Below are 25034 nucleotides of genomic sequence, written 5' to 3' on the forward strand. Positions count from 1 at the left end.
GGTAACGGGTGCATACTGCGAACATGTTGGGACTCGTACTTCTGCTACTGGCGATCTGGCTGGCGATCTCGATCATCGGTCTGGTGATCGAAGGGCTGGTCTGGTTGTTCATCATCGGCGCCGTGCTCTTCGTTCTGACATCGGTATGGGGCTGGATCAAGCGCAACAGCGGCGGATAAGCATCTGATCGCCGGAGCATGACCCCAGGAGCAGTTGAGGCCGACGACGGCTGGCAGGCCCGCACTCCGGATGACATCGAGCGCGAGCTGCGACTCGCCCAGGTAGCGCAATGTCTCAGCGATGACGAAGTCCGCGCCCGCATCGGCGGCCCAGCCCGCTTGCGCGTCGAAGGGCCAGCCGCTCCTTCAGCCGTGTCATGTGGCCTATCCCTTCGGGGTTTCTTTGCCGGGGTCGATGAAGGGCTTCGGGACGACGAACGCGCTCGTCTCGCCCTTCGCCGAACGGACTGTCAGCTTGGTCCCGACGTCGGCGTGTGACACCGGCACAAGGGCGTACCCGATGTTCTTCTCCAGCCGTGGTGACCAGAACACCGACGACACCTGCCCGATCTGGTCGCCGGCGTCCCCGTCCACCACGAGCAGGTAGTCCTCGATGTAGCCGATGACCGGATCGCCCGTGAGCTCGATTCCCACGACCTTGCGCCCGACACCCCGGTCCGCGATCCGCCGCAAGGCGTCCTTGCCGATGAAGTCCGCGTCCTGGTCGAGGTCGACGGTCCACTCCAGGCCGGCCTCGTACGGGTTCAGGAACTCGTAATCCGAGTAGCCGTTGTTGTCGAGCGCGATGTCCGAGCCGTAACTGAGGATGCCCGCCTCGACCCGGCGGATCTGGCACGGGCCGATCACCGCGACCCGGTGCGGCTCGCCGGCCTGCAGGATCGTGTCCCAGAGGCGTGTACCGTCCCGGCTTGCCGAGCGGAGGTAGATCTCGTAACCGACCTCGCCACTGTAGCCGGTGCGGGAGATCACCACGTCCATGCCGTCGATCTGATACTCGCGCATCCAGTAGTAGCGCAGGTCGAGGATGTCCTCGCCGATGAGGTCGGTCAGCAGCGCCTTGGAGTTGGGGCCCTGGATCTGGACCGGCGCCACGTCGGGCTCGCTGATCCGCACGTCCATGCCGGATGCGGCTGCGATGCCCTTGGCCCACAGGAGCACGTCGCCGTCCGCGACCGACAGCCAGAACTGGTTCTCGGCGAGGCGGAGCAGCACCGGATTGTTGATGATGCCGCCGTCGGTGTCGGTGTTGAGCACGAACTTGCACTGCCCGACGGCGCACGTGGTGAGGTCGCGAGGCGTCAGTAGATTGGTGAATTCGAACGCGTCCGGACCGGTGATCTCCACCTGCCGCTCAACTCCGACGTCCCAGAGTGTGACGTCGTTGATCAGTCGCCAGTATTCGGCGATCGGGTCGTCGTAATGGCGCGGGTGATACATCCGGTTGCAGACGCTGTACGACTGCACGCCGTGCCGCCGCGAGGCATAGAAGTACGGCGACTTGCGAATGCGGGTGTACATGTGGATCTTCGGAACGTCGTACGGGATGTGCATGGTGAGGCTCCACTCAGCTCCAGGGAAACGGTGAGTTGCTGACCGGGTGCTGTGCGCCGCGCTCGTAGCGGGCGAACCGGAACGGCTCCAGAAGCTCCTGTGGTGCGCCGAGCAGTTCGGCCGCCACCAGCGCTCCGACGCCGATCATCTTGTAGCCGTGGTTGGAATCGGCGATCACATAGGCGAAGTCGCCGCGCCGGTCGAACACCGGAAAACTGTCGGGTGTGAAACACCCGATGCCGCCAGAGGGTTCGTCCGAGTACAGGTGCCGCTTCCCTTCGAAGCGGCTGTGGCAGTGGGCGAGCCCGGCGGTCCAGAGGCGAGCGAAGCCGGCCCCGGCCACGTAGGCGGCTTGATCCGGACCGTAGGGGTCGACTGCGACCTCTTCGGCGGGCTCGTCGAGGCGGCGAGGCATGCTGCCGCCCTGGATGCCGCCGAAGTTCTGGTCGGGCTTGTAATAGATCCCCCATGGCTGATCGGTGACGAGCGCACCGTCTTGATCACGCAACGGCGCGTCGGTGTCGAGGTGGATGACCGGTGGTGGATGCCCGTGTGTGTCGGTGAACGAATCCGGATCGACCTTGAGTGTGCCCTCCTGGACGAGCCAGTACGTCCACATCGGCACCTGGTTTGCGCTGCCGTCCGGCGTCCGGACGGTGATGGTGCTCGGCAAGCCGAGTTGCGCCCACAGATCGCGGACCCACGGCCCCGCGGCGATGACCACCTGATCACAGTGGATGGGCCCATGGTCGGTGCCGACCGTGCGGGTGTCCGGATCGATGCCGACAACCTCGACACCCGGCAGGATCCTCGCGCCCGACGCCTCGGCCTTGGCGGCCAGCCCGCGCAGCGACGCGTAGTTGTTGGCGAAACCTCCACGGTGTTCGTGTAGTACACAGCTCACGCCCTCGGCCTGCCAGTCGGGGAACATCGCCCGCATATAGGTACGGGCCTCGCGCTCGCCTTCGACGAAGGTGGAGGGGTAGCCGATCGCTCGCTGCTCGTGGAAGATCCGCCGGACGTCGGCCACCATGCCTGCGGGGCCGAGCTGCACGTAGCCGACAGGATGGTAGGCGAAGGCTGTGGGGTCCGACTCCCAGACCGAGACCGAATGTGCCATCAGCCGGCGCATGGCCGGCTGGAAGTAGTTGTTCCGGACCACTCCACAGGCGATTCCCGAGGCCCCCGCACCGATACCGGACTTGTCCAGAACCACGACGTCCGGCACCTCACCGCGCGCATTCAGCTCGTGCGCCAGGTGCCACGCCGTGGACAGGCCGTGCACACCGGCGCCGACGATCACGTACCTGGCCGCACGTGGAGTCATGGCGAAAGGCCACCTCCAGACAGTGTTGCCATGTGGGTTGCCATGTGGGGTTGCCATGTGGGTCGCCATCTTGGCGTTGCCATTTGGGCAATACTGTTTCACTTTCCTGATCCGGAGGCTAGCATGGCGATGTGACCGAGACAACAGTTCGGCCGGTCGTCGTGCTCGAGCGCGCGCTGGAGATCCTGAACGTGCTGGCCGACGCCGCAACCGACCTCGGAACCAACGAGATCGCCCGGCGGGCCGGCGTCAATCCCAGCTCGGCCTCGCGGTTGCTGGCGACTCTGGCCAGGGCCGAATTGGTGCGGCGGACACCGGACAGCGGCCGCTACGCCCTTGGCCTCCGGCTCGTCGAACTCGGCAACTCGGCGCTGGCCCGGATTGACCTCCGCGACGTCGCGCGCCCCCACCTGACGGCACTCATGCAAGCCACCGGCGAGACCTCCACGCTCTCCGTTCCGGGCGAAACCACCGCAATGACACTCGACTTCGTCCAGAGTCCGTCCACCGTCCGCAGTGTCGCCGAGATCGGCCGCCCCAGCGTCCCGCACGCAACCGCCATCGGGAAGATCTATCTGAGCTACCGCGGCACGTTTCCAGACACCGAGCTGGTTGCCTGCACGCACCGGACGATCACCGACCCGGAGGTCCTCCAGAAAACGCTGGACGAGGTCAGGGAACGCGGCTGGGCAGAAGCGCACGAAGAACGAGAACTCGGGTTGCACGCCGTCGCCGCGCCCGTGCTGGACGCAAGCGCCAGCCTGGTGGCCATTCTCGGGCTCCAAGGGCCGTCCTGGCGGTTCGACGCCCAGGCGATGCAGGCCGCGGTGCCGCACCTGCTCGAGCACGCATCAGCCCTGTGGAGAGGGCCGGGCCGGTGAGATCACGCAGGTCGCGTTCGAGCCCGCCCCGGTATTCCGGGTTCGGCCTGATCCGGCGCGGCCTCACCGGAACATCCTGGCCACCGGCCTGGCGCCGGTACGAGCCCCGCAGGCGATACGACGTCGTCGTCATCGGTGGCGGCGTACACGGACTAGCCACCGCCTACTACCTCGCAGCCCAGCACGGCCTCACCAATGTGGCCGTGCTCGAGCGCGGCTATCTCGGCGGCGGCGCTTCGGGGCGTAACACCGCCATCATCCGCTCCAACTACCTCACCCCCGAAGGAGTCCGCTTCTACGACCGATCGGTGCGGCTGTACGAGTCGCTCGCCGCAGAGCTGAACTTCAACGCGATGTTCTCGCAGCGGGGCCACCTGACCCTGGCACACTCCGATTCCGCGCTGCGGATCATGCGCTGGCGGGCCGAGGTGAACAGGCTGCAGGGTGTCGACTCGTCGGTGATCGGACGCGCGGAGATCGCCTCGCTGGTGCCGTCCCTCGACGTCACCGACCACCCCAGGTTTCCCATACTGGGCGGCCTATGGCACCCGCCCGGCGGCATCATCCGCCACGACGCGGTGGTCTGGGGCTATGCCCGAGCCGCCGACGCCCTCGGCGTCCACCTGCACCAAGACACTGAGGTCGTGGGCATCGACGTGTCCGGGGGCCGCGTCCGCGGGGTGCGGACGAACCGCGGCCAGATCGCCGCGCCAGCCGTCGTGACCTGTACGGCCGGCTGGGCGTCTACAGTCTGTGACCTGGCCGGTATCGAGCTGCCGATCACCACGTTCCCACTACAAGCCGCCGTCACCGAGCCCGTCCGGCCGTTCCTCGACACCGTTGTCGTGTCCGGCACGCTGCACGTGTACGTGAGCCAGAGTGACCGCGGCGAACTCGTCTTCGGCGCCGCGGTTGACCCTGTCCCCTCCTACTCGACGCGAGGATCGCTCGAGTTCACCGAAAACGTCGCGGCACACGTGCTCGAGCTCATGCCGGCGCTCGCGCAGGTGCGGATTCTGCGGCAGTGGGCCGGTCTGTGCGACATGACGCCCGATTTCTCCCCGATCATCGGCCCCACACCTGTCGAAGGCTTCTACGTCGACGTCGGCTGGGGTACCTACGGATTCAAGGCCGGTCCAGTGGCTGGTGAGGCCATGGCCGCTCTAGTCGCCACCGGCAAGACCCCCGAGCTCATCGAACCGTTCGACCTGGCGCGGTTCACCGACGGCCGGCTCGTCGGCGAACGCGGCGCGGCTGCTGTCGGGCATTAGGAGGGCTTGTGGTTCAGTCATGATCACACTTGTTTGTCCGCACTGTGGTCCAAGGGATGCCACTGAGTTCGCTTACATCGGCGAGCGGACGGCCCGGCCGGACCCGAACGACACCACGCCGCAGGAATGGCGCGGCTACCTCTACCTGCGGAGTAACCCGGCCGGGTGGGCGGACGAGCTGTGGTTGCACCGGGCGGGCTGCGGGCGGTATCTAGCGGTGCGCCGGCATCGGACGACAGGCGCGGTCGACGAGGTACGCGACGTGGGCGCTGGGGGTGAGCCCTGATGCGCCTCGGGCCGCAGCCAGGAGAAGTGATCGACCGGGACCGGCCGCTGACCTTCACTTGGAACGGGCGGGAGCACTCCGCCTTCGAGGGCGACACGATCGCCTCGGCGTTGGCTGCGTCCGGCGTTCGGGTGTTCTCCCGCAGTCTCAAATACCATCGGCCGCGGGGCTTGATGACGGCGGACGCGCACGATCCTGGCTGCATCGTCACCGTTGACGGCGAGCCCAACGTCCCGGGCGGCCAGCGACGCATCACGCCTGGCGCGGCGGTCACCGCGCAGGGCGTCTGGCCATCGCTGCGCTTCGACGTGAAGGCGGTGAACCGGCTCGTCGGACCAGCTCTGTCGGCAGGTTTCTACTACAAGACGTTCATGCGGCCGCGCCGGCTCTGGCCGCTGTACGAGCGGGTGCTCCGCAGGTTCTCCCCGGGCGGCCGGGTGCCGCCGGTGCCGCCTGCCGGCAGATACGAGCACCTGCACGTTCACCCGGACATCGTGGTGGCCGGAGGCGGCCCCGCCGGCATGGCGGCAGCGCTCGGTGCGGTATCTGCCGGTGCCCGGGTGCTGCTCGTCGACGACCAGCCTCAGCTCGGTGGTCACCTCCGGTGGGGTGCGTCCGCTGAGCTCGCGGCGCTGCAGCAGTTACGGTCCGACGTACAGGCTGCCGAGGGTGTCGAGGTACTGACCGACTCGGTGGTCACCGGGCGGTACGAGGACGGCCTGGTCGCCGTTGTGCAGCGCGATTCACCCGAGGGCACCGAACGGCTGATCAAGGCGCGCCCGGCCCAGCTCATCGTCGCTCCTGGGCTGATCGAGCGCCCATACGTCATCCGGGGTAACGACCTGCCCGGCGTTGTGCTGTCCACGGCGGTGCGCCGGCTGATCAACTTGTACGCGGTCAAGCCGGGGAAGCGCGCCGTCGTCTTCACCGCGAATGACGACGGCATCGCCGCGGCAACCGACCTGGAACGGGTCGGCGTCGACGTCCGGAGGGTCGTCGACGCACGTGAAGGCGGCGATGTCGTCCGGGTCCGTGGCCGCAACCGCGTCCGTGCCGCCGAGTGTGGCGACGGTCAGGTGGCCAACTGCGACCTGGTGGTCATGGCCACCGGATGGACGGCGCCCGTCGGGCTGATCGCCATGGCCGGGGGACGAGCCTCGTATCACCCCAGCGCCGCCCGGTACGTGCCAGCGGCCGAGCCGGACGGTGTGCTGGCCACGGGCGGTGTGGTCGGCGATGGATGTCTGGATGACCTCATCGCACACGGGGAAGCTGTTGGTCAGGAGGCTGCTCGGCGGGCGTTGGGGGCGGCCCAGTCCGTCGCTGTTCCGGCTCTTGAACCGGCGCCGCATCCGGCGCTGTACTCCGGGCGAACGGATGGGATCGTCGATTTCGCCGAGGACGTGTCCGCGAAGGATCTGCGTGCTGCGGTGGAAGAAGGCTACGACTCGATGGAGCTGGTCAAGCGTTATACGACGGTCACCATGGGGCCCACCCAGGGCAAGCTCGAAGGTGTCAACGCGGCGGCGATCGTCGCGGCCGTCTCCGGTTGCCGCATCGACGAGGTCGGCACTACCACTGCCCGGCCACCCATCACACCGGTCAGCATTGGAGTCCTGGCGGGCCGTCACTACCAGCCGGTGCGCCGGTCGCCGATGCACAACTGGCATGTCGCGCACGGCGCGACGCCGCTCGTGGCCGGTGAGTGGATCCGGCCCGAGCATTACGGCGATCCGGCCGGCGAGGTACGGGCGGTTCGTCGCGGCGTCGGCATCGTCGACGTCACGCCGCTGGGCAAGTTCGAGTTGCGCGGGCCAGATGTCCCCAAACTCCTGGAGTTGCTGTACGTCAACCGGTGGCAGGCGCTGGCCGTCGGGCGCGTCCGGTACGGCGTCATGTGCACCGACGACGGCGTGGTCTTCGACGACGGCGTCACTGCGCGCCTGGGCGATGATCGCTACCTGCTGACCGCGACGTCGTCCGGCGCCACTGCCGTGGGCGAGTGGATCGAGCGCTGGCTGCAGACCGAGCGGCCGGACTGGAAGGTCCACGCGATAGCGATGACCGACGCGTACGCCAGTATCAACGTCGCCGGTCCACGGTCGCGAGAGCTGCTTGGGCGGTTGACTACGGGCGTCGACCTGGCCCCGGAGGCTTTCCCGTACATGCGAGTCCGGCTGGGGGAGGTGGCCGGGGTGGCCGGGTGTGTCGTGTGGCGGATTGGGTTCACCGGCGAGCTCAGCTATGAGCTGCATGTGCCTGCTGGGCACGGCCTTCGGGTCTGGGAAGCGCTGCTCGCGGCAGGCGACAACCTCGGGGTGCGCCCGTTCGGCATCGAAGCGCAGCGGATTCTCCGGCTGGAAAAGGGGCATCTGATCGTCGGGCAAGACACCGACGGGTTGACCCAGGCATACAGCGCCGGGCTCGGGTGGGCGATCAAGATGGACAAGGACGACTTCGTCGGTAAACCGGAGCTGGCCTGGCAACGAGTCCGAGACGGTCACCTCATGCTGGTCGGCCTGCAGCCAGTGGATCCCAGCATCGTGCCACCGGAGTCGAGCCAGATCGTCGAGGGCGGCGCTGCGGGCCCGCGTGGACGTGCCGCGGCTGGGCGGGGCCGCATCGTGGGCCGGGTCACCTCCAGCCGGTACTCGCCGACCTTGGATCGGTCGATCTGCCTGGGATTCGTGGCGCCGGACCGGGCCGAACCGGGCACCTTGGTGACTGTGCTCCTGCCCACCGGGCGCCGGGTCTCCGCCCGGGTGATGCCGCAGCTGGCACATGTCGATCCGGAGGGGGAGCGCTTGCGTGTCTGAAATGATGATGACCGACTGCACCAGCCTGGCGAAGCTCCTCATCCGGGCCGAGCCGGGCGGGGCACACGACGTCGCGTTGGGAGTACCGCTCGGGCGTGCGGTCCGTGTTCAGGACGGTGTGCTGGCCGTGCGGACGGTCCCGGATGCCTGGATGTTGCTGACGTCGCCCGATTCGCTGGGGCTGGTGCAGCGGCGAATGCAGACACTCGCTGATGGGACGTTCGCGAGCGTCGTCGACGTCAGCCATGGCTACACGCTGGCGCGGCTCACCGGAACCGGCGCGGCATCGGTACTGGCTCGTGTGTGCTCGATGAACCTCACCCACCGGGCGATGCCCGACGGCACGGCCTTTCGCACGCTGGTCGCCGGGGTCGTCGCCACCGTCATCCGCGACGACGAGAACGCCGCGGCGTCGTACCTGGTGCAGTGTGACCGCTCCTACGGCCGGTACATGATGGACGTCCTGACCGATGCCGCCGCCGGAGCCGCCGTCACCCGCCATTGAGGCCAGCGGCCTTGGACCGACTTCAATACCGCCAGGCGGCGCATAAGGCCAGGCAACGCCGATAAGCCCACCTGGCGGTATTGAAGTCCTACTTATCGCCGAGCGTGGACGGCGCTGATCACCGGGGTCATACTGGCGGTGGGCCCGTTCACGCTGGTGGTCAGGAGGTGTCACATGCGTGTCACCCTCGCTCAGGTCGACTCCGTGCTCGGCGATATTGACGCGAACATCGAGCACGCAGCCGGGATCATCTCCAAAGCCAGCCGTGAGGGCAGCGACCTGGTCGTCTTCCCAGAGTTGCATCTGTCCGGCTATTCCGTCGGCGAGATCGAATCCGATCTCGCACTCAAACCAACAGACGAGCGGCTCGAACGGCTGGCAAAGCTGGCCGGATCCGGCGGAGTGGTGCTGGCGTTCCCAGAGGCGGGGCCGGGCGGGATGCACACATACAACAGCTCGGCCTACTACCAGGCTGGGCAGCTCGTGCACGTCCACCGCAAGCTCTACCTGCCGAACTACCTGGGCTTCGAGGAGCGCAAGCACTTCACCCCCGGGCAGTCCATGCGAGCCTTCGACGCCGGCGCCGCCCGGTTGGCGATGATGGTCTGCAACGACGCATGGCAGCCACAGCTGGCGTTCTTGGCCACCCAAGACGGCGCCCAAGTGCTCTTGATGCCGGTCACCAGCGCACAGAGCGCCTTCCCCGAGCGCTACGACTCTCAGGGATACTGGCGCGGCATCACCCGCTTCTACGGCCGGATGTGCCAGCTGTTCGTCGTGTTCGTCAACCGGGTCGGCGCGGAGGGCACCATGCGGTTCTGGGGCGGCTCGCACGTCGTCGACCCGTGGGGAAACGTCGTCGAGGAAGTACCTGAGAGCCAGGAACACACACTGACGGTTGATATTGACCTCACCGACGTACGCCGCCGGCGCCGCGACATCCCCCTCGTCAAAGAGGCTCGGTTGGGTCTCCTACAGCGGGAGGTCCGTCGCCTCCTCGACGAGGGCGGAGATCTGTGAGTAGGCGGTATCGGGTGTGTGCCCCGGCGCAGGACGGCGTGCGGGTGATCACCGACGTCAGTCGATGAAGCCGTGATCACGGAGGAATTCCTCGGCGATTTCGTCCTCGAAGCCTGGATCATCGGCCGACCGTGCGTTCATCTCCCTGAGTAGCTCGTCGGTGAGCGCGGCCGTGATCGGGTTGAACAGCTCTTCGAGTGCCTCGCCCGCCTCGTCGTAGACGTCTTCCCGGACGGTCACCGCGAGGTTGTATGGAGGGAACGCGCCCTGGTCGTCTTCCAGGACCTCTAGTTCGTTCGTGATGATCTGTCCGTCGGTGGCGAAGACTTCGCCGAAGTTGCACGGATCGCTCTGCGGCAGCCGGGTGTGGATGATGCCCAGCTCCATCTCCTCGACCTGACCACTCGGCATCTCGAAGTCGTACGTCTCCTCCATGCCGGGAAGGCCGTCATCGCGGACGAGGAACTCCGCGGCAGCGCACAAGCTAGCCTCTTCGGGGTTGTCCCGGACCAGGTCGGCGTAGTCGCTGAGGGTGCTGACGCCGAGCCCGGACGCCACCCCCGGCGCACTGGCGATGGCGTATGTGTTGTTGACCGGAGCGGGGTCGAACCAGATGATGCCGTTTTCGGCGTCCTCCTCCCGGACGGCCTCGTAGAGCTCCTGCGTGTCGGTGGGAGCCTCGGCGATTTCGTGGCCCAGGATGGCACTCCATCCGGTGCCGGTGTACTCCCAGTACAGATCGATCTCGCCGGTTTCGAGGGCGGAGCGCACGGCCGGGGTACCCTCGATCCCGGTCTCGTCACGGACGTCGGCGCCGGCTGCTTCCAGCGCGACGATGGCGATCTGGCCCAGGATGCGCTGCTCGGTGAACTCCTTGGACCCCACCGTGATGGTCAAGTCTCCGAGTTCTTCCTCTATGTCGTCTCCGACGGCGACGTCCGCGTCGTCGCCATTGCAGGCGGCCAGCGCAAGCGCCACGACCGCGGCGGATGCTGCGATTCTCTTCCAGTAATACATAGGAAACCCCTCCAAAAGTTTTCACAGGCCACGTGGGCGGAGCACATCTTCGGCCAGACCGGCGAGGTAATCGATGAGTAGCGCCAGCACTGCGATGAGTACGGCGCCGACGATCACCAGGAGCTGGCGACCCTGCGAGATACCGACCACCAGGATCCCGCCGAGCCCGCCTCCGGCGATGAACGTGGCCAAGGCCGCAGTGCCGACGTTGATCACCAGAGCGGTGCGGATACCCGCCAGCATGACCGGCACTGCAAGCGGCATCTCGATCTTGGTCAACACGGCACGTTTCGTCATTCCCATGCCGCGAGCGGATTCGATCACCGCGGCGTCCACCTGTTGAAGCCCGACCATCGTGTTGCGCAGCACCGGTAGGGCCGCGTAGGCCACCAGTGCCGCCACCATCGGCCAGAAGCCGAGATCCCACACCAACGCGAAGATCGTCACCAGGCCGATGGAGGGGATCGCGACCCCGATGTTGAATACCGCGACGGCCGGCGGTGTGATGCCGCGTGCCCACGGCCGGGTCAGCATGATCCCGACGGGGATCGAAATCATCAGCACGATCAGCGTGGAGGTGAATGTCAGCGCGATGTGTTCACGGGTGGCGGTGATGATGAAGTCCATGTTTGCCCTGCGTCGCTCGATCGAGTCGAGCGTCTGGGCGTTGACCCACGCCCACAGAGCCAGCAGGACGGCTGCGAGAAACGCGGGCATCGTCAGGTAGCCAGCCAGTGACCTGCGGCGCCGGCCAGGTCTCACGACCTCTCGTGCGGAGGACTCATCAGCGACGATAGTGATGACAACTCACCCCCCACTGGCCTGTTCTGGCTCGAGCTGGTCACGCAGGCGTTTCCGCTCTGCGGCGCGCATTCCGCGTACGGCTTCGTTGATCGACTCGATGTCGACGACGCCGAGGTAGGCCCCGTCGCCGTCGACGACGATCGCGGACGCGTACCGGGCGGTCAGCATTTCGTTCAACGTGTCGCCGAGAGTGGCCGAGGGCCGGACGACGGCGTCGGCGGGGAGCCCGATCTCTGACAACGGTTGGTCGCCGCCTCGGAGCAAATGGTCCAAGCCAACCCATCGGCGAGGACGCTGCTGGGTGTCCAGGACAAGGGCGGCCCCCTTGTCGCTCTGCTGGATGAGCCTGCGGGCCTCCTCACGGCTGGCAGATTCGTCGACGGTCGGCCAGTGGGTCAGCTCGATGTCCTCGACGCGGGAGAGGTCGCAACGTTTCAAGGCGGCACCGCGCCCGATGAAGTCGGCCACGAAATCGTTGGCCGGGCTGACCAGGATCGACTCTGGGGTGTCGTACTGCTGGATCCGCGACTGATCACCCAGGATCGCGATCCGGTTGCCCATCTTGATGGCTTCGTCGATGTCGTGGGTGACGAAGACGATGGTCTTCTTGATCTCGCTCTGGATACGCAGGAACTCGTTCTGCAGCCGGTCCCGGTTGATCGGGTCGATGGCGCCGAAGGGTTCGTCCATCAGCATGACGTCGGGGTCGCCTCCCATGGCCCGGGCCACACCGACCCGCTGGCGTTGCCCGCCGGAAAGCTCCTTGGGGTAGCGGTGCGCGAACGTTCTCGGCTCGAGGCTAACCAGGCTCAGCAGCTCATCGACCCGCTCGGCGATGCGTTTCTTCGACCAGCCGAGCATCTTCGGCACCGTGGCGATGTTCTCGGCGATCGTCATATGTGGGTACAGGCCGATTTGCTGGATCACGTAGCCGATCCGCCGGCGGAGCTGGTCCGGGTTCACCTTGGTGACGTCTTCGTCGTCGAGGATGATGCGCCCCGACGACGGTTCGATCAGCCGGTTGATCAGCTTCATCGTCGTGGTTTTGCCACAGCCCGACGGCCCGACGAAGATGACGATCTCCCCTTCGGGGATGTCCATCGACAGTGCGTCGACGGCCGGATCGGCTTGGCCGGTGAACCGTTTGGTGAGCTCGTTGAGCTGGATCTTTATGGTCATCTGAGCCCCCGGGACATGGTCAGTCGGGTCACCAGGACGTAGAAGAGGTCGAACAGGATGGCCAGCACGATAATGCAGAAGAACGCGCCGAGCGTGATGTTCAAGGCCTGCGGACTGCCGATGTTGGCCAGCGCCCGGAAGATGTCGTTGCCGAGTCCGGGACCGTTGATGTAAGCGCCGATAGCCGCGATGCCCACGATGATCACCGTCGAGACCCGGATGCCCGTCATGATGACCGGCCAGGCCAAGGGCAGTTCGATTCGCAACAGCCGCCTCGTTCGGCTCATACCCATGCCTTGGGCGGATTCCACGATCGCCGAGTCCACCTCCCGCAGTCCGACGACGGTGTTGCGCACGATCGGGAGCAGTCCGTACATGACGAGCGCTATCACCACGGACGTCCAGCCGAGGCCGAAGATCGGCATGAACAGTCCGAAGAGCGCTAGCGAGGGAATCGTCAGGAAGATCGCCGTGATCGCGATCACGATCTCGCGGGGCCGGTCGGTGCGGTAGACCGCGAGCCCGAGTGTCACCCCGATCAGTGCCGAGATCCCCACGGACAGGAGGGTCACCGCGGCATGATCGACCGTCAGCTCGAAGAGGTGTTCCCAGCGACGGGACAGATACTCGAGAAAGGTCATCCGATCACATCCTCCCGCGACACAGTGTGAGGTGAGGTCGGCGGAGGCCGAGGACGTTGTGCACGCTCATGTCTACGCACCCAAACTGTGAGCCAGATCACGCCAGGCTAGCGCTTGAGTTGAAGCTTCGTGCCCAGTTTTGCCAGTCGGTGACTCAATCGATACGAGACCATCCCCATTCGGGCAACGGTTTTCCGCTCGGCGAGTAGCTGTTTTGCTCGTTGGGGCGCGCCTGTCGGTGCCCTGCTCCGCGCTATGGCGTCGGCGAGCGAAACTTCTGCTACCACCCGCATGAGTGGCCGCTTCTTGGGCATACTGCGAATATGTTGGGCATCGTACTTCTACTCCTGGCCATCTGGCTTGCGATTTCGATCATCGGTCTGGTGATCGAGGGGCTCGTTTGGCTGTTCATCATCGGCGCCGTGCTGTTCGTCCTTACCTCGGTGTGGGGCTGGATCAAGCGCAACAGCGGCGGATAGTCACCAGCTCGTCGTTTGGGATGAGGCCGTCAGCGCGGGTTCCTCCCGTCGTCGTGACGTGCCGTCTCTGCAGCTCGACGGCGGTTGACGTCATCGGCGACGAAGAGGACGAAGTCGGCATCGTGGCGGGTGTTGGCGCCGGATTCTCCTGGCCAGGTGATGGAGGACATTTCGCCTGACGACGCCACCCACTCCCGGAGCCTGGCCCGGGAGTCGGCGAACTCGCGGTGCCAATTGAGGGGATCCCGGGCACATCCGGAGTAGGCGTCGAGCCAGTACAGGTGCAGCGCTGAGAGCTCCCAGACGAGTGCGGGGTGCCGATGCCAGTACGGCGGGACCACGAAGTCGGTCAGGTTATAGGTGCTGCGCAGCCAGTCGACCCATTTGTTCAGGACAAGCCACTCGCGTTCGGCCTCCGACGCGGACAACCGGTCCCAGTTGATCGGACGTGCAGGGCCGGGATCGGGGCCGTCGTCGAGATCGCGGCTTCGATCGGCAACGCTCAACATGCGACCGATGATTCTCAATATGCCCCGGATGCCGAAGGATGGGACAGACCGGTGCCCGTCCGATCCGGACACAGCCATACCCACCGTCAACGCGCCCACGAACAGGATCAGCCCTACCGTCATGACGACACCGAGGACGTTGCGCGCCGTTGCGCCGTTGCCGACGGCGTAGTGGTCTGGACCGACGGTGCGCGGCAGCCCGGACAGCGCGTCAAACATGGTGGCCAGGTCGACGAGTGTTGCGGCGGGGTGGTACATGATGGTGCCTTCCTTTCCCGGCGTGCCCGGCCCGCGGTCTGCTCAACGGGCCGCTACTTTCTAGGTGCGCACGTCGTGACCGGAAGGCGGTCATGTCATTTCTGAGACCCGGCGGCTGCCGTGCGTGCTTTCCTGGCTCGTTCGGCGAAGGCGACGGTGGCGGCAACCACGGCCTCGAAGTTGACCCACTCGTCGTCGGTGAGGCCACGGCCGATCTCGCCAGGGTCGTAATGGGTGGTCCAATCGCTCACGTCGTTGAGCAGCAGCCGGAACGCGCGAAGCCGATGCCGCCGTGGTGCCGGGGGAGTCCGGACCGGAGACGTGAGCTGAACCGCGCGCGCCGTGCCGACGGCCGCCTTGGTCGCCGCGAAATGGCGTGCCACGTTGCGGTCGGAGTCCAGCGCCTTGATCTCCGCTTTGGCGTATGCGCGGACCGAGGGCGGTAGTGCGGTGTCCTCGGCGATGCGCTGCATCTCCGAGATTCGCTCCAGGCTGGTGTACGACTTGCGCCCGGTGATGGTGTGTGCGGCCAGCACGCGGGCGTCACCGGACGGTGCCGCCACGGTGGCGGGTCCGGATGAGCTGGACCTTTGCGTCCGCGCGCCGAACTGGGTGGCACGGCGGCGGCGAGCGGCGTCGTCGGCCAAGATCGCCTTGAGTTCTTGATAGAGCGTCGCGGCTTCGGTGGGTGTCAGGGGCTTGCGCATCATGTTCTCGTCCTGCTCCGCAAGCAGTTCCTCGAGCTTGCTCGAGATCCCGGAGCGCACCCATACGTTGACTCGGCGCCAGCCGAGCTGTTTGACCGCGGCGAGACGCCGTGCTCCGCAAACAAGGACCCCGTCAGGACTGATCGTGATCGGCTGGAGCAGGCCACGCTGACTGATCGACGCGGCCAGACCGTCGAGGTCGCCCATTTCGTGGCGATGCCGGTGACCGACCCGGATGGAGTTGACCGCCCGGTCGAGTTCGATACGTCCGCATTCCTCACTCATCAGAACCACCTTCGGCGGATGTCGTTGCGGTCGTGATCCGGACGAGGTCTTCGTCGGCAAGCAAGCTTTCGACGGTGTCGCCGATGAGCAGTCGGGCCAAGATGCCGAGACGGCCCACCGGGGAAGGGGCACCGGGGTAGCCGATGAGGACACGTAGCAGAGAAATCCAGGCGTGGTGCGGGAGATCCAGAAGCGCCCGTGCGGCCTTGTCGCGTCGTAGGGCGTCGTAGGCCGCTTGCCGATTGCCGGCCTCGATGAGGCGTGCGCAGACGTATTCGGTGCCGGCCGTCGCGACGTCGTCGGGCCAACCGAGCAGGAGCAGGAAGGTCACGGCGTGCTCGACAGCCTGGGCGGCGTCGGCGGCGAGTTCGGTCGCGGCCTCATCTGATGGAGGTGCGTCGAAGTCGTTGCCGATATGCAGGGCGGGCGCGTAATCGGCCGGATCCGCGTCGCGTTCGCCGAATCGCACGGCGTCATGAAGTTTCGAGTACGCCGTCCGCCTCGCCTTCTCGGGTGAGCACAGCAGCCCGATGGCGCGTTCTTCCGCGCTCAGTGTCGCGCGCACACCGACGCTCACCACGGCCCACGGATCGTCCGCGCGCCGGGTCGACTCGTTGAGCATGACCTCGAATGCCGCCCGTGCTGCATCGTCCGGCTCCATCCGGTGTCTGCGGGCGAGTGTGGCATAGCGCGTGGCAGTGAAGCGCATCAGCCGCGCCGCTTCCGGATCGTCTCGCCATGCGCCGGGGCCCGCCTTGTCTAGGCGGTTGAGCAACAGTCGTAGACCCTCCGGACTGCCGAATCCCGGCCCGGCGAGTCGTTTCAGGGCTGGAGATTCCTCGCCTGGCATGGTGCTCGTGTCCTTTCCCTTCCGTACTGGAAGGTCGTCCATGCCGGAAGGCCTTCCACGGGCAGGACGTTGCTCAGCTCGCACCCACGGGCGTGCCGCGAGTTCCGAAGAACATGAAACCGGCGTTTCCAATTGCCAGCCGTAGGAATGTATGGTTAAAAGTGTGACTCGGTCAGAACAGTTGAGCTGACAACTCACCACGATTCTGATGGTGAGCCTCGAATCACAATACACATTGCCGTTCGTTACGGTCTGGTCTTGGTTTCGCTGCAATCCGTGATGTAGCTACCGGATGATAGTTGTTTTCATGCCAGCGCGCGGGCACTTAGCGGGCCAGGCATTGGTCGATCGGCCGGTGGACGGTAAGTCAGAGGTCAGCGATGAAGCGGCTAGCCGGCCGTTCGGGTCGTACTTTCAGCAGGGCTGGGGGCGGCCTCTCTCGTACCTGCAATGTGCCGATCCGCATTGCTTCGCGCGTTGTGGCCAAGACCTTTGGGCCAACACGCGGGCCGCTGCTGTGGTGAATTGCCCTACCCATGACAAAACGTTACCCATCGCGATACTAAGCTCGTCTAGCTGAATTCTAACGCGCTATTTATGTGGATGACCATAATCCGTGGGTGAGTGGTCCGGTCCATTGTGGCGGACGGGAATCGCGCCATGCGCTGCATATCAGTGCGCGAGTGTGCGGATTGCGATGGCCGAAGATTGTCACGTTTTCGTAACCCGGCCACAGAGTCTTGTTCCATGAGGTTCGTCATGGCCATGTGGCGCGTGGCTGGCACCAAAGCGCGCTTGCAGCGATCCCGCCTTGACGATGCCTCCGTGACCTCCCGGGCCCGGCGTCCGGGATCCGTCATATGGTGGAGGCGTCCACGTCGTTGGGGGGTGGGCGGTCGTTTCCGCCCGGCACTGGATCTCTTGTGCGAGGGGATGCGCCGTGGTGAGAAATGGTGGAGGGCGTGCGGAGCTTGTTGGTCGCGCTGCTGAAAAGGGCCGGATCCGAAGGGAGATCGAGAGCGTTGAGGGAGGTCACGGGACCTCTATAGCGCTCACGGGGCCGGAAGGTATCGGCAAGACCGCCCTCATGGCTTTCGCGGCCGAAGCCGCACGTGAGGCTCTTGCTGGCCATGATCGAGCGCTGGTCGTAGAGATCACTGCTGCCGAGACTGAACACGACTGGCCGTACTCTGGCGTTCAGCTCGTGCTCTCCACCGTTCTCGGGTCCATGACTCCAGAGCACCGTGAGCAGCGTGAACGAGGAATCCAGCAGATCATCGACGGCCTTGACGCCGATACGAAGCCCAGTATTGTCGCCCGGAAGCTCGAAGGAGAACTGACCCAGACGGACGCTCCCGCTATCGCGCTGATCGATGACGCACACCTGCTGGATTCGCAGTCGCAGGACGTGCTCGGATTCCTGGCGAGGCGGGTCGGGCCGTACCCGGTCGGTCTGATGATGAGCAGTCGCGACGTCGAGCCGTTGCCGCCCGTTCTGGATGGCCTGCCTCGGTTGCGGCTATTCGACCTCGAGCACGGTGACGCCGTGGAACTCCTGGTCACACACCATCCCGACCTGGTAGAGCCGGTGGCGGCCGAGTTGATCAGCCGAGTACGCGGCCATCCGCGGACGCTGCTTGCCCTGGCCGCACAGATGTCCCCGGAGCAGCGATCCGGCCAGGTTCAACTGGAGCGATACCTCCCGGTGCCTGCTGAGTTACGTGCCCGGATGCAGGCGGGTCTCACCGACATGACCGAAGCGCAGCGGCAGGCCCTGTTGATGGCGGTGATCAGTGAAGACCAGATGGTCGAGCCGGTCTTGGCCGCGCTGGGTGGACCCGACCAGGATGTGGCCCGGTGGCTGAGCCGCAACCATCTGGATGTGAACGACGGCCTTTTCCAGCTGCGTTGGCCGTTGGCCGGGTCGATCATCTGGCAGGACGCGGACATCGTCGAGCGGATGTACGCACACTCGCTGCTGGCACGCGAGTACCAAAAGATTGCCCCTGATCAGGCGTTCTGGCACGAGGCGCGGGCCCGTCTCGAACACGACGAAGGCCTGGCGGGTGAGCTGGAACGTGTCGCGCGAGAGCAGGCGGACCGCGCCGAGCTCGGCCGGGCTGGCGCGTTCGCCCGCGAGTCGGTGCGGCTGAGCGTCGAAACAGGTCCGCGGGTCCGGCGGGTTCTGCTGGCCGGCCGGCTCGCCGTATTCGCCGGGCGCTGCGGTGAAGCACTCAAACTATTGCACGAGGCGTCACACTCCGATTTGTCAGCAGAACAGATGGATGAACTCGCGTTGCTCGAGGCGCGGGCCAGACTGGTGAGCACAGGCGAGGTGCCGACTGAGCTGATAGCCAGCCATGCCGAGCGCATGAGCGAAACCGACCCGGATAGGGCGGCGCGGTTCTGGTTGGTGGCCGCTTGCGGGTTCGCCGACCGGCTCGAACCGGTCGAGGCAGCCGGCTACCTGGACCGGACCGAGCCCCATCTGTCCAAGGTGACGGAGCGCACCAGAGCGAGCTATCACCGCGCGGCAGCGTGGGTCGCGTCGCTGAGTGGACGGCTGAGTCTCGCTGCTGAGCTGATCGGGGGAGCTGCCAGAGAGTGCAGCGTCTTCGCCGAAGCGGATCGTTGCTTGCGCACCGCCATGGTTCTGACCCGGTTGGAGCGCTACGAGGAAGCGCGGCGGATGCTCCGTGTCATCACCGACGAGCGACGTTTCGGTGACGAGTCGATCGTCGTCGGTTATGCCTATGTGGTAGCGGTCGTGAACGAGATCCGAGCCGGCCGGCTCAATGCCGCCGAACGTGCGGCCGAGAACTGGCAGCGCAACGTCGGTGCCGGACGTGCCGACCGGGGTCCGGTCCCGGCCTACATGATCCGCGCCTATGCGCTGATGGGCCAACGTGACAAGGCCGAAGAATGCCGCGCGTTGACGGAGGCGCTTGCCCGGCGACGCGGCGACGGGTGGACAACCGGTGTACTCCATGCCGGAGTCGGCGCCATGCATCTGGCGTACGGTCAGCCGAACGAGGCGATGTCGGCGCTGGAACGGGCCCGGGACCACGCGCTCAAGTACGACGATCCGTCGGTCCTGCCCGTCGAGCCGGATTTCGTCGAGGCCTGTGTCGCCGTGGGCGAGACGGAACTCGCGCGGCAGGTCCTGGCCGAGTACGAGGTGCGGGTAGCCGCGGTTCCGACGACGTGGGCACGGCACACCCTTGCGCGTTGCCAGGCCCTGGTGCTGGGCGACGACGCTGATGAGCTCTTCGCCGCGGCGCTGCGGACGGGCATCGAGGACATCTCACCGGTTGAGGTCGCGCGCACCCAGACCCATTACGGATGGCTTCTTCGTCGGCTCGGGCGCCGCACTGAGGCGGCCGGATGGCTCCAGCGAGCCGTAGTACTGGCCAACGAGGCCGGGGCGGCTCAGCTGGTGAACCAGGCGGAGAAGGGCCTGGGGGGCGGCGTGTCGCCGGGTGCGGGCGGCGACAACGGAGGGTCGGTGTCACTCACCAGTTCGGAGCAGAAGGTGGCCCAACTGGTGGCCGCGGGCTGGCGGAACCGGGAGATCGCGGCCGAGCTCTACGTGTCGATTCGTACGGTCGAGTCACATCTTGGCCGGGTGTTCCGCAAGCTTGGTGTGCGGTCGAGAGCTGAGCTGGCTCGTCTCGTGGCGATATCGGAGGAGTAGAGAGGACGGCGCGCCGAGGTGTGTGATGTAGGTCACAATTCTGGTGCGTGCAGTTGAGTTCCACGTGGCCCTCATACTCACGAGGGTTTTCGTCGCCCCGATCGGCTGGGTGGTACATGCCAGTGTGGGTCGGATTCCTCGGGGGCGGCCGGGTCCGGAAGGACTCGGGAGCATTCGTGCGCCGAGCGAAGGGGACAACCGTATGGGCACGTCGCGGGGAACGAGCAACCCATTGCCACACTCCAAGGTTCGAGAACTCTCGCTACGGGGCTGGCGGGTTCTGCGCGCGAGATCACGCAGCGCGACCGCGATTGCCATGACGGTAGGCATGGCAGCGAGTATGACCGTGGGCGTCGGTTGGGTCGCTACGCCGACAGCGACAGCGACACAGACTCAACAGTGGACTGGTGACCCGCTGAACTCCGGGCAGACCACATCCGAGGGCGGCACCACCGAGGTGACGTTCGACATCGACAGCCCGGTAGCTTGGGATCCGCCACCGGGCGGCAATATGAACCGCCCACTTGCCGAGCCTCCGGGCGGGCCGAATCCGTACTCGCCGGAGAGCATGCTGGGGGATAACGGACTCCAGCTGAACGCGCCGGGCGTGCAGGATGCCGGAACCTTGACCTTTACCTTCTCAAACCCAGTGGCCAACCCGATCATCTCAGTTGACCGGCTCGGAGGCGCTGTCCATCCCAACTCGAACTCGGCGCGGCTGACACTGCTGGGCGGGGAAGAGATGGTGAAACTCTCAGGCGTGGATCACCTGGTCGTGGGTCAGGACGGCGCCGGCGATCACTATTTCGAGCGGATTCCGGGCCAAGAGACGGGAGGCGTGGAGAACTTCAGCGGTGACTGCCGCAACAATGGCGAGGCTCCGGGGGAGACGGGTACCGCCTGCGGGAGCATCCAGCTGATGGGTGTGTTCACCGAAGTCACCTTCAAGGTGGACATGGTCGGCCAGCCTGGGAGCGGAGATGCGCTGCACCTGGCGTGGTTCTGGGAGCAGGACCTAGGTGATGCGCCGGAGTCGTACGGGCGGGCGATCCACGCTATTCACGATCCCGAGGGCGGTGTGGCCGGCATGTCCGGTCCGTTCCTGGGGCCGAGCCGGCCCACGGATGACCCGATGGGTGATGAGTTCCACCCTGAGGCCGATCGTGACGAATTCGATGACGGTGTGGACGAGTTCCCGCCGCTGGATCCGTTGATGGCTGGTGAGACATATGCGGTGCCGGTGCAGATTGGTGACAGTGGCGAGACCGGCACCGTGTGTGGCTGGATCGACTGGAACCAGAACGGCACATTCGACGAGGACGAGCAGGTGTGTGCCACCGCGGCGTCAGGCGAGACGGTGGAGCTGGAGTGGACGATTCCTGAAGGGCTCGAGGCCGGGGATCAGTTGTTCGCTCGCTTCCGGATTGCCAGCGACGCTGATGAGGTCCTCAGCCCGACGGGTGCCGCTTCGGACGGAGAGGTCGAGGACTACATGTTCGTGGTCGATCCTCCGCCGGAGATTGAGCTGGTGAAGTCTGCCGACACAGACGAACTTGTGGCCGGGGAGACTATTACGTACACGTTCGTTGCCACGAACACCGGCGAAGTTGGCCTCGATGATGTGGTGATCACCGACACGGAGTTCTCGGGTGCTGGTGATCTGTCGGAGCTGGATTGCACGCCTGAGCAGCCGGCGTCGTTGGCGCCTGGTCAGACGTTGGAGTGCACGGCGACGTATGAGGTCCAGCAGGCCGATGTTGACGCCGGCCTGGTGGAGAACTCGGCCGACGTGGTCGGGTTCAGCGAACTGACCGGAACCGAGGTCGACGATGAGGACGACGAGCAGGTCCCGTCTATTCAGGATCCGGGGATCTCGTTGGTCAAGACTGCGGATCCGGAGATCTATTCGGAGGTCGGTGAGACCATCACATATTCCTTCGTGGCGACGAATACGGGGAATGTGACTGTTGATGATGTGGTGATTTCGGAGACGGCTTTCGACGGTGATGGTGATATGTCGGCGTTGGTGTGTGTTCCGGAGCAGCCGACGGAGCTGGCGCCGGAAGAAGTGCTGGAGTGCACGGCGACGTACACCGTCACTCAGGCGGATATCGACGCCGGTGAGATCAACAACTCGGCCGACGTCGTCGGCGCCGACCCCGACGGCGTGGAGGTCACGGACGAGGACGATGCCGTGGTGACGGCTGTGCAGGATCCTGCGTTGGAGTTTGAGAAGTTCGCGGACCCGACGCTGGAGCTTGGGCTGGGTGATGTGATCACCTATACCTTTATCGCGGAGAACACGGGTAACACGACGCTGACCAATGTGGAGATTGAGGAAGCGGCGTTTTCCGGGTCTGGTGAGATGTCGGAGTTGGAGTGTGATCCGGAGCAGCCGGCGACGCTGGCTCCTGGTGACACGTTGGAGTGCACGGCGACGTACACGTTGACTCAGGCGGATGTTGATGCGGGTGTGGTGACGAACACTGCGTGTGTGACCGCCGACGGTGATGTTGAAGAGTGTGACGACGAGGAGATTCCGCAGCCGGCGGATCCGGACATCGTGCTGGTGAAGACTGCTGAGCCGGAAACGTATTCGGAGGTCGGGGAGACCATCACTTATACCTTTGTCGCTACCAACACCGGCAACGTCACGTTGACCGATGTTGTCGTTTCCGAGACTGCTTTCGACGGTGATGGTGAGGTTTCGGAGTTGGTGTGTGATCCGGAGCAACCGGCGGCGTTGGCTCCGGACGAGACTCTTGAGTGTTCGGCGTCGTACACGATCGCTCAGGCGGATATCGACGCCGGCGAGATCAACAACTCGGCCGAGGTCGTTGGTACCGATCCCGATGGTGACCAGGTCAGCGACGACGACGAGGCCGTCGTGACGGCTGTTCAGGATCCGGCTCTGAGTCTGGTGAAGTCGTCTGTGGAGCAGGAGTTCGATTCGGTTGGTGACACGATCACCTATTCGTTCATCGCGGAGAACACCGGCAACGTCACGTTGACTGATGTGGTCATCGAAGACACCGAGTTCTCCGGTGCGGGTGATCTCTCCGAGCTGGACTGCACGCCGGAGCAGCCGGCCACGTTGGCACCGGGTGACACGCTGAACTGCACCGCGACCTACGTGATCATGCAGGCTGATCTGGATGCTGGCGGGCTGACCAACGCGGCGTGTGTGGGTGATGGTGAGCTCGAGGAGTGTGACGAGCACGACGTGCCTGGTATTCAGGATCCGGCACTCGAACTGGTGAAGTCGTCGCAGGAGCAGGAGTTTGATGCTGTTGGTGATGTGATCACCTACTCCTTTGTTGCTACCAATACCGGGAACGTGACTCTTGATGATGTGGTGATCGAGGACACGGAGTTCTCGGGTGCTGGTGATCTCTCCGAGTTGGAGTGTGATCCGGAGCAGCCGGCGTCGTTGGCGCCGGGTGACACGTTGGAGTGTTCGGCGACGTACACGATCACTCAGGCTGACATCGACAGCGGTGAACCGCTGACCAACACCGCGTGCGTGTCGGCTGATGGTGGCATCGGTGAGTGCGACGACCACGACGTGCCTGGACCGGAGCTGGATCCCGGTATCAACCTGGTTAAGTCCTCACCGGATGATGAGCTGGTGGTCGGGGAGACGGTCACGTACACCTTTATCGCCACGAACACTGGCAACGTCACGTTGACCGATGTCGTCATCTCCGAGGTGGGCTTCGACGGTGCGGGCGAGATCGTGCTGGATATCGATCAGCCGGTCACGCTGGCTCCTGGTGAGCAGCTGGTGGGGACGGGGTCGTATGTGGTCCAGCAGGCCGATGTCGATCAAGGTGTCATCACGAACGTGGCTGACGTCGTTGGTAACACGCCACAGGATGAGCAGGTGACTGACGAGGACGACGAGCAGATTCCCGGTGTTCAGGATCCGAACCTGAGCCTGGTCAAGTCGTCCGAGGAGCAGGAGTTCGATGCTGTTGGTGATGTGATCACCTACACGTTCGTGGCGGAGAACACTGGCAATGTGACTCTCGACGGTGTGGGCATCGCTGAGGACAACTTCTCCGGTTCTGGCGAAGTATCGGAGTTGGATTGTGATCCGGAGCAGCCGGCGTCGTTGGCACCGAGCGAGACACTGGAGTGCACGGCGACCTACGCCATCACTCAGTTCGACCTCGACGCGGGGATCGTGCTGAACGCTGCCTGCGCCACGGCGGAGGGTGATGTCGAGTCGTGTGACAACCACCAGGTCACCGGAGAACAGGACCCGGGTCTGGAGTTGGTGAAGTCGGCTGACTCGGATGAGCTCGGTGTGGGCGATGTGATCACCTACTCGTTCATCGCGGAGAACACCGGCAATGTCACGTTGACTGATGTGGTCATTGAGGACACCGAGTTCTCTGGTGCTGGTGATCTGTCCGAGTTGGCGTGTGATCCGGAACAGCCGGCCACGTTGGCTCCTGGTGAGACGTTGGAGTGCTACGCGACGTATACGGTGCTGGAGGCTGATGCGGATGCTGGCGAGATCACCAACACTGCGGTGGTGTCGGGGAATGATCCCGACGGGGAATCGGTGACTGGTACCGATGATGAGGATGTGTCCGTGGTGCCTGATGCGCCGAAGCCGCCGGACCCGCCGAAGCCGCCGGACAAGCCGGATCCGCCGAAGGATCCCGAACTGCCGGACACCGGTTCAGGTCTGCAGACATGGTTGCTGTTGATCGGGCTGGCTCTGCTCTTCGTCGGGCTGAGCGTGGCTGCGTCGACACGGCGTGAGCCGCAGGGAACCGAGGAAGTTTAGACCTGATTGCCTGGCTCACCACCTCACCGGGGAATGGGGCAGGCAACCAGTACGGATGGGGCGGCCGGTGAACCCCTCGAAGGGTTCACCGGCCGCCCCCGCCGTCACAGAGGACGAGCCCACGCCGAGCACGGAG

Annotated in this window: 19 protein-coding genes; 10 read left to right on the plus strand and 9 right to left on the minus strand. The window is 65.3% G+C overall.

Translation table 11 applies throughout. The features are described from left to right. Positions 1 to 23: 23 nt before the first annotated feature. On the plus strand, positions 24 to 179 hold the full coding sequence (locus F7O44_RS29315) for a hypothetical protein (protein ID WP_174255893.1): 156 nt from the start codon (positions 24 to 26) through the stop codon (positions 177 to 179). A 204-nt stretch (positions 180 to 383) separates the two neighbouring features. On the opposite strand, the gene F7O44_RS09105 is transcribed toward F7O44_RS29315, so the two are convergent. Together F7O44_RS09105 and F7O44_RS09110 are read right to left on the minus strand one after the other, a co-directional pair. After that, positions 384 to 1571, minus strand: a complete 1188-nt coding sequence (locus F7O44_RS09105) for a glycine cleavage T C-terminal barrel domain-containing protein (protein WP_162449884.1) — start codon at positions 1569 to 1571, stop codon at positions 384 to 386. Positions 1572 to 1584: 13 nt separating this feature from the next. Beyond that, a complete protein-coding gene (locus tag F7O44_RS09110) occupies positions 1585 to 2898 on the minus strand; it encodes an NAD(P)/FAD-dependent oxidoreductase (protein WP_162449885.1) in 1314 nt (437 codons plus the stop codon). A gap of 131 nt (positions 2899 to 3029) precedes the next feature. Here F7O44_RS09110 and F7O44_RS09115 point away from each other — a divergent pair, with 131 nt between their 5' ends. From F7O44_RS09115 to F7O44_RS09140, 6 genes are all read left to right on the plus strand, one after another. Further along, positions 3030 to 3779 carry an IclR family transcriptional regulator domain-containing protein gene (locus F7O44_RS09115; protein ID WP_162449886.1) on the plus strand — a complete coding sequence of 250 codons (750 nt, stop codon included), beginning with the start codon at positions 3030 to 3032 and terminating at the stop codon, positions 3777 to 3779. Further along, positions 3776 to 5050, plus strand: a complete 1275-nt coding sequence (locus F7O44_RS09120) for a sarcosine oxidase subunit beta family protein (protein WP_162449887.1) — start codon at positions 3776 to 3778, stop codon at positions 5048 to 5050. Before F7O44_RS09115 ends, F7O44_RS09120 begins: the two co-directional genes overlap by 4 nt. Positions 5051 to 5069: 19 nt before the next feature. After that, positions 5070 to 5336 carry a sarcosine oxidase subunit delta gene (locus F7O44_RS09125; RefSeq protein WP_162449888.1) on the plus strand — a complete coding sequence of 89 codons (267 nt, stop codon included), beginning with the start codon at positions 5070 to 5072 and terminating at the stop codon, positions 5334 to 5336. Further along, on the plus strand, positions 5336 to 8152 hold the full coding sequence (locus tag F7O44_RS09130; protein ID WP_162449889.1) for a 2Fe-2S iron-sulfur cluster-binding protein: 2817 nt from the start codon (positions 5336 to 5338) through the stop codon (positions 8150 to 8152). The genes F7O44_RS09125 and F7O44_RS09130 overlap by 1 nt, the downstream gene beginning before the upstream one ends. A gap of 1 nt (position 8153) precedes the next feature. Next, a complete protein-coding gene (locus F7O44_RS09135; protein ID WP_246220924.1) occupies positions 8154 to 8657 on the plus strand; it encodes a sarcosine oxidase subunit gamma in 504 nt (167 codons plus the stop codon). Between the two features lie 174 nt (positions 8658 to 8831). Continuing rightward, positions 8832 to 9677: a nitrilase-related carbon-nitrogen hydrolase gene (locus F7O44_RS09140; RefSeq protein WP_162449891.1), complete on the plus strand. Its 846-nt coding sequence runs from the start codon at positions 8832 to 8834 to the stop codon at positions 9675 to 9677. Positions 9678 to 9734: 57 nt separating this feature from the next. Here F7O44_RS09140 and F7O44_RS09145 read toward each other — a convergent pair whose 3' ends face one another. From F7O44_RS09145 to F7O44_RS09160, 4 genes are read right to left on the minus strand one after another with little or no spacing between them, the layout of a single operon-like run. Next, complete coding sequence (locus tag F7O44_RS09145; protein WP_162449892.1) at positions 9735 to 10694, minus strand: glycine betaine ABC transporter substrate-binding protein; 960 nt, start codon at positions 10692 to 10694, stop codon at positions 9735 to 9737. A gap of 21 nt (positions 10695 to 10715) precedes the next feature. After that, positions 10716 to 11456 (minus strand): ABC transporter permease, encoded by a 741-nt coding sequence (locus F7O44_RS09150; RefSeq protein ID WP_222851204.1) that lies wholly within the window; start codon positions 11454 to 11456, stop codon positions 10716 to 10718. Between the two features lie 45 nt (positions 11457 to 11501). Beyond that, complete coding sequence (locus F7O44_RS09155) at positions 11502 to 12677, minus strand: betaine/proline/choline family ABC transporter ATP-binding protein (protein ID WP_162449893.1); 1176 nt, start codon at positions 12675 to 12677, stop codon at positions 11502 to 11504. After that, a complete protein-coding gene (locus F7O44_RS09160; protein WP_162449894.1) occupies positions 12674 to 13318 on the minus strand; it encodes an ABC transporter permease in 645 nt (214 codons plus the stop codon). The genes F7O44_RS09155 and F7O44_RS09160 overlap by 4 nt, the downstream gene beginning before the upstream one ends. Positions 13319 to 13641: 323 nt before the next feature. Here F7O44_RS09160 and F7O44_RS09165 point away from each other — a divergent pair, with 323 nt between their 5' ends. Continuing rightward, positions 13642 to 13797, plus strand: coding sequence for a hypothetical protein (locus F7O44_RS09165; RefSeq protein ID WP_162449396.1), 156 nt, complete (start codon positions 13642 to 13644; stop codon positions 13795 to 13797). Positions 13798 to 13826: 29 nt separating this feature from the next. On the opposite strand, the gene F7O44_RS09170 is transcribed toward F7O44_RS09165, so the two are convergent. From F7O44_RS09170 to F7O44_RS09180, 3 genes are all read right to left on the minus strand, one after another. Continuing rightward, positions 13827 to 14564 (minus strand): hypothetical protein, encoded by a 738-nt coding sequence (locus tag F7O44_RS09170; protein ID WP_222851205.1) that lies wholly within the window; start codon positions 14562 to 14564, stop codon positions 13827 to 13829. A 95-nt stretch (positions 14565 to 14659) separates the two neighbouring features. After that, positions 14660 to 15556: a ParB N-terminal domain-containing protein gene (locus tag F7O44_RS09175; RefSeq protein WP_162449895.1), complete on the minus strand. Its 897-nt coding sequence runs from the start codon at positions 15554 to 15556 to the stop codon at positions 14660 to 14662. Then, a complete protein-coding gene (locus tag F7O44_RS09180; RefSeq protein ID WP_162449896.1) occupies positions 15549 to 16406 on the minus strand; it encodes a hypothetical protein in 858 nt (285 codons plus the stop codon). Before F7O44_RS09180 ends, F7O44_RS09175 begins: the two co-directional genes overlap by 8 nt. A gap of 943 nt (positions 16407 to 17349) precedes the next feature. On the opposite strand from F7O44_RS09180, the gene F7O44_RS31700 reads away from it, so the two are divergent. Next, on the plus strand, positions 17350 to 20100 hold the full coding sequence (locus F7O44_RS31700; RefSeq protein ID WP_162449897.1) for a LuxR C-terminal-related transcriptional regulator: 2751 nt from the start codon (positions 17350 to 17352) through the stop codon (positions 20098 to 20100). Positions 20101 to 20428: 328 nt separating this feature from the next. Further along, complete coding sequence (locus F7O44_RS09190; protein ID WP_162449898.1) at positions 20429 to 24898, plus strand: DUF7507 domain-containing protein; 4470 nt, start codon at positions 20429 to 20431, stop codon at positions 24896 to 24898. Positions 24899 to 25034: the final 136 nt, after the last annotated feature.

It is taken from the genome of Phytoactinopolyspora mesophila (genome assembly GCF_010122465.1).
In the GTDB taxonomy this organism is placed as follows: Bacteria; Actinomycetota; Actinomycetes; order Jiangellales; family Jiangellaceae; genus Phytoactinopolyspora; species Phytoactinopolyspora mesophila.